Origin of the sequence: Lentibacillus halophilus, assembly GCF_039522485.1 — a bacterium.
In the GTDB taxonomy this organism is placed as follows: Bacteria; Bacillota; Bacilli; order Bacillales; family Amphibacillaceae; genus Lentibacillus; species Lentibacillus halophilus.
On record NZ_BAAADM010000033.1, the window covers coordinates 1 to 9,126 of the forward strand.

Here is a 9,126-nt window from a genome sequence, read left to right on the forward strand (position 1 = left end):
CTCGCATGGTTCTGAGAGGGGAGTGATACACAATCAGCCGTTAGGCTGAGAGGTTCACTCCTACTTGACCATACACAATTCAGAATTGTGTGCGTGCCAGGCACCTTCTAGTCAAAAACATAGCGATCGCGTCCGGCGAGTGAGCCGAAGATAATGACTAATATCGCCGCTGTAATCACTGTCGTAAGTGGGATGGTCCAGGAGCCTGAAACATCATATAAATAACCAATGAACACCGGTCCGATTGCGGCCAATAAATACCCGAACGATTGGGCCATTCCAGATAACACAGAAGCGTCTTTTCCATTACGTGCGCGTATCCCTAAGAATGTTAAGGCTAACGGGAACATACCACCCAGACCTGCGCCAATCAATACAACACTGGCAACCATAACAACGTATGAATGACCGAATAACAACCCACTGTATCCGATGACATCGCAGAAGACCAGTACCCAGACCAATCCCCATTGTGATCGAAATTTTCCCGCAAGCACGGGCATGAGAAAACTGAACGGTAAGCCGATGACCTGCATAAACGACAGCATCCATCCGCCTGTTGCCATTGAGACGCCATAATCATGCAGTATTTCCGGCAGCCAGGAAATGGTTATATAAAATAAAAACGATTGAAAGCCCATAAATAATGATAGCTGCCAGGCTAAGGGCGATTTCCAAATTTGATTATTGGGCGATGTTTTCCCGCTTGAATGGTGTTGGTCCGTTTGTTGGCTTTTACTGCTGAGATAAATCCACATAAAAATCCCGATGAACGCTGGTACGGTCCAAACCAATAATGCCACTTCCCATCCCAATCCGATTCCTTCAGCTATAGGTATGCTTAAACCGGAAGCAATGGCAGCCATTGCGTTCATTGCCATTGAATAGAAACCGGTCATCAACCCCGACTTTTCCGGGAAATAGTCTTTAATCGTAGCAGGAAGAAGGACATTACCAAACGCGATCCCGATGCCGACAAGAAATGTTCCTATATATAATAATGGAATAGAGGAAATGGAGCGCATACCGATACCAAAAGCTAATAAGATCAATCCAATTAACAAAGCCCGTTCATTCGAATAACGACTTCCGATCTTTGGTGCCATAGGCGAAAGTGCCGCGAATGCGAGAAGGGGCAAACTTGTAATAATGCCAGCACCGCTATTGGAAAGGTCCAAATCATCACGTATAAGGCCAATGACCGGACCGACCGATGTAATGGCTGGACGTAAATTAAACGCTGTAATAATAATAGCTGCATATAGTAGAAAACGATATAACCGTTTGGTTGTATCATTGCTTGCTGTATTAGCATCCATAGTGAATCTCCATTCTTTTGAAGGTGGTGCCCTATCAGGTGCCAGGCACTTGGGTTTGATGATATCCATTATAATGATTATGATGCATATAATCAAAAATAACCATTGTTCATGATGCGAAGATGGTCTTGTGGAGAGGAAACTTCTGCAGGGGTTTTTTTGTGGAATAACTGAATTCCCATGCCGTTTGACCGAATACGGGCGAAATCCGACTGAATCCATGCGTCGTGCGACTGAAATATTCCGTAAACCAGCCGAATTGAGTGAGTTCCCAGCACATACGCGTGTGCCTGGTGCATCTCTTAAATTATACAGGTAGACGTTATCGCAAGGGGTATTCGTAACCTGTCGTCATTTCAATTCGTCTAACCTTGTAAGAGGCTACGATCGTGTAGGAGGTACGATCAATGAAAAGGATGGTCCTGTTAATTAATGGGGTGTGGTTCCGGTTCATTTCAAAGTGGAAAAGGCGGGTGAGAATGATGAAAAATTTGTTATTCATTTTGATAGTCATTTTCTCGATGGGAATGGTGCTGTTGCTGACAAGTTGCGATGATATAAAGAGAACAGATAAATTGAGCCAGAACAACCAAATCGACCATCATGTTGTGGAAAAGGATAATGGTGTGAATGTGACAATGAAAGCACTTTATAATGATGACAAAATGACAATCGTATTAGACAATAACGGTTCACAATCATTGCATTTTGGCACACCTTATTATGTGGAAAAGCAAAAAAACGATAAGTGGTACCAGACTGAATTCACATACGAAAAAGGTTTTAATGATATAGACATTACATTAAAATCTGGAAAAAAGTATACCCAAAAGGTGGAATTAACAATGCCTGATGGCCATTATCGAGTGATTAAACAACTATCTTCTGCTCCGCTCGGGGACGATGATATTACGATCGGGGACACATTTACCGTTGGTGATTAGTCTTGTTTATAATAATTCAGGATTGTGTTCGTGCCAGTCACTGAAGCCAAGAAGGATTTAAATTTAAGGGTATTACACTATATAATGTCACTTGCGGCAGCGTTTATTTTTTATACCATTCGAAACGTTCCGATAGTCGAATAAGAGGTCAGGTAATAGAATAAGCGAGAACATTGTTTGTGAGGGGGTTCCATGACATATTTATTGAGGATTGGTTCATTGATTTTGATGGTTTCGGCACTTGTTGCATGTTCTAATGGGCAAGATACCCCAAATACTCCGAATGGATATGCTGATTTGGTTTCTAATGAAGAAGGAAAATATAATCTTTTAATCGTATTAAATACAAGCGGCGGTTTCGAGAATCCAGAGTTCTTGCAAGAACACAACCAAGATATGGGACAGGTCATAAATCATAGTTATTACAGAGGATTGAATGAAATCGAAGAAAATCGAGAAGAATTGGATATCCACTCAGAACCTTATTTTGTATTTTTTGATACGAACAGTATTGCTTTTCAAACAGGACGTTCTCAAGAAGCAGAGAAATTTCTGGTGGACGCTATAAAAGAACAGGGAAATAACCAACCGGAGTAAACCCCAACGTATAAAAATAAAACACCTAGAAAGAGAAGTTGTCATAAGGCTTTCATGGGTGGTGGCTCACTCCCTTTTCAAGGAGTGTTGCCTTATGACAGTATTTCAAATACGTTTACTGATGATCACATTTGCGTCATTAGTCGTGTCGATACGGTCAAACACAAAAAAATAACCACCCTGTGAGCCTAGCGGGCATTTAGGGTGATTATTTTGAACCTGAAAATGTGAGCCGCCCGCTTGAAGGGCTGTTAAGAGTCGTCTTCGTCAATGTCATCGATAGGGATATAGTTAAATATCTCGCCGGATTTCGTCAGTCGTGTGAGTTTATCCATCCATTTGTAGTAGCGTTTGGCATTTTCAAGCTGTTCGTAGTCCTGTCTGGCTCTTGCTTGCAATGCTTCGTCGTCGTCATTATTGTCGATAACCTCATTCAGTTGTTTTTGAGCGATTTGGATGCTTTCCAAATACATAATTGATTCCCGCTCCCATTTCATACCAAAGAAGCGAGAGAAGTAATTAAAGAAATTTTTCTCAGCGACAAATAAATCTTTTTTTGTGCCCTTTTGCCAGACTTTTTTAACGATATTGATATCCTGAAGTTTTCGAATGGATGTACTCATGCTGGGTTTACTCATCCCCAGTTCATCTTTCATTTCATCCAGCGTCATTGGTCGTTGTTTAAAATAAAGGATGCCATATAAACGGCCAACCGATGGGGTGACGCCATAAAGATCCATGGTTTCGGATATGGTATTGATCATCATGTTTTCAACCTGGTCGACTTTTTCCAAACCATCTGTATTATTAAACTGATCTTGATTGCTGTCCATCACGGCACCTCTTTTCGAGGAAAATAAAGGCATATCATTTATTAAATTCGTTTATAATGAGTTTAACATGTCCTTTTACATTATAATAAATGTAACAGACATGTCAATGGAGGCCTCCATCTTAAAAACGATGAGAGTGGGACGGTCTTTACATTCTCATAAAAAAGCTAGCTGGATCCCTGAGTCGTAAAAGCGATACAAACCCAAGGGTAAACAGCTAGCGATAAGTCTATGAAAACATATGACGGCCATTACTATGTTTGTTTTTTATTCCATCCATTCGTCAACGACATCCTGGTTGTTGTCGATCCATTTTTTCGCCCCTTTAACAGGGTTATCTTCGTGTTCTTGGACGGATACCATTAAATCGCCAAGTTCATCATCGGTTAATTCCCAATTGCTCATCCATTGATAGACGTCTTCATAGTCGGATTGAAAACCGTCACGGCTGGCCATATAAATTTTTTCCGTTTCGCCGTATGTTTTTTGAGGATCATCCAGAAACTTCAAATCAACTTTGGAAAAAATGTCATGAGGTTTCCATAATGGCGCCACGACAGGCTCTTCATTTTCGACCTTTTCTTGAATGGTGGCAATCATAGCGGCCTCGCTGCTTTCGATTAAATTATAATCAAGATCGTAGTCGTTAATGACATCTTTCGTTTTCTTCATTGTGCCTGCTCCAGGCTCAAATCCTGTTATTTCACTATCAAACTTACCTTTGTTGGCATTTAAATCTTCAATGCTATTAATATCTTCCATATATTCAGGAACAGCTAATCCTACGATGCCTTTGCGATACCACGGTTCATCCTCAAAATTGGCCTCGTCTTTATACTCCTCATAGTAACTCTTATCCTGGACGGGCAGCCATACTTCAGGGGCTATATCCAAATCGCCATCCGATATGGAAGCCATTTGCGGTCCCATTTCCATCAGTTTTAAATTAACGTCATAGCCTTTATCTTCCAAAATGGCTTTCCACATGTTGGTAACTGCAATATTTTCCGGCCAATTAATTTGTCCAATAACAATGGTGTCTTTATCTTCAGCAGACGCTTCATTGGAACCATTCGTTTCACCACTTGAATCACTTTCACTACAAGCTGCGAGGACTAGGAGTACCATTGTAGTTATGATCAATAGACTTCGTTTTAAAAAACTCATGAGTGTATCGTCACCTTTCTTTATAAGATTTAATAAACGTTGTATTGAAGACGATCAAGACCTTTTCATAATGTATTATCATTCATTTGCATATATGGATCCCTCCCTTTTATTTTATTAAATACGATTAATGTATTTAATTTTTTTTAAATAGATATTGTACTTAATATAATAATAAACTATATTTTTTGTCAAATCTAAATTTTGAACCTTAATTTTTTATCTCGGACACCAATTTTGACATTCATTGTGTTTTGCTGCTAAAGTAAAGTTATTAATACAGTTAAATAATTATTTAATAAATTAAATAAAACGATCTGCCTAAAGGGAGTGGTGGCTTGAATTTACAAAAGATGCTAATTAATGGCGAGTGGGTCCATGCTCAATCTGAAGAGACACGAGATATTATTAATCCTTATAATCAAGAGGTTATTGCAACGGCGGTTGAAGGGAATGAACAGGATACGCGTGCCGCTATTCAAGCAGCACGAGAGGCGTTTGACGACGGTATCTGGTCTGCATTGCCTGCCAATGAACGAGGGGAATATGTGTATCAAATTGGTTTATTGATCCGCCGCGATTTACAAGAATTGGCTGAATTAGAAACGTGGGACACTGGCAAAACACTTCAGGAAAGCAAGGAAGATATGGACGATATCGCTAATGTTTTTCTCTATTTTGGTGGCTTAGCGGATAAAGATGGCGGTGATAAGATTCCATCACCGATGCCTGATTCAGAAAGTAAAGTGGTACGAGAGCCTGTCGGTGTGTGTGGACAAATCACACCATGGAATTATCCATTATTACAAGCGTCCTGGAAAATTGCACCGGCATTAGCTGCGGGCAATACCATCATTATGAAACCTAGTGAGATCACCCCATTAACAACAGTAAAAGTGTTTGAACTCATCGAAGAGGCCGGTATTCCTGAAGGCGTGGCTAATTTGGTGCTGGGAGCCGGAGCGACAGCGGGTGCCGAACTATCTGAGAATCGTGATATTGATTTAATTTCTTTCACCGGAGGCATCGAGACCGGGAAAACCATTATGCAAGCAGCGAGTCATAATGTGAAAAAAATTGCTCTCGAGCTCGGTGGGAAGAATCCGAATATCGTATTTGCGGATGCGGATTTTACAACCGCGGTCGATCAGGCATTGAATGCGGTGTTTTTCCACGCCGGCCAAGTTTGTTCAGCGGGTGCTCGATTATTAGTCGAGGAGTCGATTCATGATGAATTCGTTAATGCACTCACCGAACGGACGAAGCGGATCAAACTAGGCAATGGATTTGATGACGATACACAAAGCGGTCCACTGATTTCAAGCGAACACCGTGATAAGGTGGAAAAATATGTTGACATCGGGAAACAAGAAGGGGCGACACTCGTTACTGGCGGCAAGCGTCCGGATGACCCTGAATTACAAGATGGCTTTTTCTATCTGCCTACCATTTTCACCAACTGTACAAGCGATATGCGCATTGTCCAAGAAGAAGTATTTGGTCCGGTATTAACGGTTGAAACGTTTCAATCACAAGAAGACGCTATTAAATTAGCGAATGATACGATTTATGGCTTAGCCGGTGCTGTTTGGACCCAGGATGTGGCAAAAGCTGAATTTGTCGCCGAACGTCTGCGTCTGGGCACCGTTTGGATCAATGACTTTCATCCGTATTTTGCCCAAGCTCCGTGGGGCGGTTATAAGCAATCCGGGATTGGCCGCGAGTTAGGCCGAGAAGGTATGGAAGAATATACGGAAGTGAAGCATATTTACCGTAATAAAAAGCCTGAACCATTTTATTGGTTTAAATAACGTTGTAAAAAAGCCGGTGATGTAAACGAAACGATCGCCGGTTACATTTTTATATAAAAGGCTGTCCGGACGGTTAATGCAGCTTACAAAGAGGTGATAATCAATGGGTGGTTTTGTGTATCTTATGTTAGGAATTGTGACAGAAGTGGTAGGGACAGCTGCCCTGAAAGCAAGCCATGGATTCAGCCAATTGTGGCCATCGCTCATGGTCGTTCTGGGCTATGGCCTTTCGTTTTATTTTTTAGGCTTGTCTTTAAAAACCATTCCATTAGGTATTGGGTATGCCGTGTGGTCCGGGGTAGGAACGGCATTTACAGTGATCATTGGCGTAATTGTTTGGCATGAAACGATGTCGGTAGCCAATATCTTAGGTATCGTGTGCATTATTGCAGGCGTGATTCTTTTAAATGTCAATCTCGTGAAAGCTTAAATAAATCGGACTGTTGCTATTTCAGATAATGTTTTTGACGGTTTACAAGGATAATAGAACCATGTTATATTAAAATTGTTTCACTTATTAAATATATATTTAATAATTTAAACTAAGTTATTAAAACGATCGGATATGTTTTTTAATGCCATAAGCATTTTCGGGGGAGGTTTTTTACATGAATCATGAAACATACGACTATGTCATTGTTGGCGGTGGCAGTGCTGGCTCTGTCCTTGCTAACCGTCTTACGATGGATAAAGATAAACGTGTGCTTGTTCTTGAAGCGGGCCGCAGTGACTATGCGTGGGATTTACTTATTCAAATGCCAGCAGCGTTAATGTTTCCGTCAGGCAATCCGTTTTATGACTGGATATATAAGACAGATCCCGAGCCGTACATGAATGGACGTCACGTCGACCATGCCCGCGGAAAAGTACTTGGGGGATCCAGCTCGATTAATGGTATGATTTATCAGCGTGGCAACCCTCTGGATTTTGAACGATGGGCTTCTGATAAAGGGATGGAAGATTGGGATTATGCCCATTGCCTGCCGTATTTCAAACGACTGGAAACAACAACTGGAGCCGATTCTTCTGATGAATATCGTGGTCATCATGGCCCAATGAAATTAAAACGGGGTCCGGCGACGAATCCGTTATTTCAAGCCTTTTTTGATGCAGCTGTTGAGGCCGGCTATTCGAGAACACCTGATGTCAACGGATTTCGTCAGGAAGGTTTTGGCCCTTTTGACAGTCATGTCCATAATGGCCGGCGGATGTCCGCGTCACGTGCCTATTTGCATCCGATCAAGCATCGTAGAAATTTAAAGATTGAAACACGTGCATTTGTAACCGGTATTGATTTTAACGGAACACAGGCAGAAGGTGTGACCTATCAAAAAAATAATAAAACGTATAACGTACAGGCTGGAGAAGTGATTCTTGCCGGCGGTGCGTTTAACACGCCACAATTACTGCAATTGTCGGGCGTCGGGGAAGCCGATCATTTACGGTCTCTTGGCATTGATCCGATTGTGGATTTGCCGGGGGTTGGTGAGAATCTTGAGGATCATCTTGAAGTCTATATTCAGCATGCGACCCCGGAGCCTGTTTCTGAGCAGCCCAGTCTTAATAAAGCCAAGATGCCTTGGATCGGTCTGCAATGGCTGTTGGGAAGAACGGGTCCTGCGTCATCCAATCATTTTGAAGGCGGTGGATTTGTCCGCTCAAACGATGAGGTGGATTATCCGAATCTCATGTTCCACTTTCTACCGCTTGCGGTTCGGTATGACGGGCAAAAAGCCGAAACCGACCATGGCTTTCAAGTCCATGTCGGCCCGATGTACTCGAATTCACGGGGAAGTGTTAAGATCCGTTCAACCAACCCTTTCGAGCATCCAAGCATTATCTGTAACTATCTATCTACTGAAAAGGATCGACGTGAATGGGTTGAGGCTGTACGTGTCTCAAGAGAGATTCTGAATCAGCCATCATTACAAGCCTATAGTTCAGGCGAAATATCACCTGGACCATCTGTTCAAACCGATGAAGACATTTTAGAATGGGTAGCCAACGACGCTGAAACAGCCCTTCATCCATCCTGCACAGCTAAAATGGGGGATGCCTCTGATCCGATGGCCGTCGTTGACCCGAAAACGATGAAAGTTCATGGGCTTAGAAATGTGCGTGTGGTTGATGCTTCGGCAATGCCTTATACAACCAATGGAAACATTCATGCTCCGGTATTGATGCTTGCTGAAAAAGCAGCCGACATTATCCGTGGCCAAAGACCGATGAAGCCTTTGTATAAAGACTATTACCGTCATGGCGTTCATCCAACAGATGCCGGAACCGTTTAAAACTAATTGTTAAACGAATGATGATTTGAACGGCTGGATTGACGAGATATCCATTAAAGTGCCAGGCACATGCACAATTCAGAATTGTGTGCGTGCCTGGCAGAGCGACCGGGCTTAGGTCGTAACATATAGTGGGTGGGATGCCCGCCGAGTAAGAGTTAGCC

General features: G+C 42.2%; 8 protein-coding genes. 5 read left to right on the forward strand and 3 right to left on the reverse strand.

What is annotated here, in order from left to right; translation table 11 throughout:
- Positions 1 to 107: 107 nt before the first annotated feature.
- Positions 108 to 1,319: a CynX/NimT family MFS transporter gene (locus tag ABDZ72_RS06825; protein ID WP_343751986.1), complete on the reverse strand. Its 1,212-nt coding sequence runs from the start codon at positions 1,317 to 1,319 to the stop codon at positions 108 to 110.
- 407 nt (positions 1,320 to 1,726) lie between these two features.
- Here ABDZ72_RS06825 and ABDZ72_RS06830 point away from each other — a divergent pair, with 407 nt between their 5' ends.
- Together ABDZ72_RS06830 and ABDZ72_RS06835 are read left to right on the forward strand one after the other, a co-directional pair.
- Positions 1,727 to 2,263, forward strand: a complete 537-nt coding sequence (locus ABDZ72_RS06830) for an immunoglobulin-like domain-containing protein (protein ID WP_343751987.1) — start codon at positions 1,727 to 1,729, stop codon at positions 2,261 to 2,263.
- Positions 2,264 to 2,455: 192 nt separating this feature from the next.
- Positions 2,456 to 2,860 carry a hypothetical protein gene (locus ABDZ72_RS06835; protein WP_343751988.1) on the forward strand — a complete coding sequence of 135 codons (405 nt, stop codon included), beginning with the start codon at positions 2,456 to 2,458 and terminating at the stop codon, positions 2,858 to 2,860.
- A 251-nt stretch (positions 2,861 to 3,111) separates the two neighbouring features.
- Here the strand turns inward: ABDZ72_RS06835 and cudC are convergent, their stop codons facing one another.
- Together cudC and ABDZ72_RS06845 are read right to left on the reverse strand one after the other, a co-directional pair.
- Complete coding sequence (cudC, locus tag ABDZ72_RS06840) at positions 3,112 to 3,693, reverse strand: choline uptake/conversion transcriptional regulator CudC (protein ID WP_343751990.1); 582 nt, start codon at positions 3,691 to 3,693, stop codon at positions 3,112 to 3,114.
- A gap of 267 nt (positions 3,694 to 3,960) precedes the next feature.
- Entirely contained in the window at positions 3,961 to 4,860 is a 900-nt protein-coding gene (locus ABDZ72_RS06845) for a glycine betaine ABC transporter substrate-binding protein (RefSeq protein ID WP_343751991.1), read from the reverse strand.
- A 353-nt stretch (positions 4,861 to 5,213) separates the two neighbouring features.
- Here ABDZ72_RS06845 and betB point away from each other — a divergent pair, with 353 nt between their 5' ends.
- The 3 genes from betB to betA all read left to right on the forward strand — a co-directional run bounded on the left by betB (position 5,214) and on the right by betA (position 8,962).
- Positions 5,214 to 6,671 (forward strand): betaine-aldehyde dehydrogenase, encoded by a 1,458-nt coding sequence (gene betB / locus ABDZ72_RS06850; protein ID WP_343751994.1) that lies wholly within the window; start codon positions 5,214 to 5,216, stop codon positions 6,669 to 6,671.
- A gap of 103 nt (positions 6,672 to 6,774) precedes the next feature.
- Positions 6,775 to 7,101, forward strand: a complete 327-nt coding sequence (locus tag ABDZ72_RS06855) for a DMT family transporter (RefSeq protein ID WP_343751992.1) — start codon at positions 6,775 to 6,777, stop codon at positions 7,099 to 7,101.
- Between the two features lie 178 nt (positions 7,102 to 7,279).
- A complete protein-coding gene (gene betA, locus ABDZ72_RS06860; RefSeq protein ID WP_343751993.1) occupies positions 7,280 to 8,962 on the forward strand; it encodes a choline dehydrogenase in 1,683 nt (560 codons plus the stop codon).
- Positions 8,963 to 9,126: the final 164 nt, after the last annotated feature.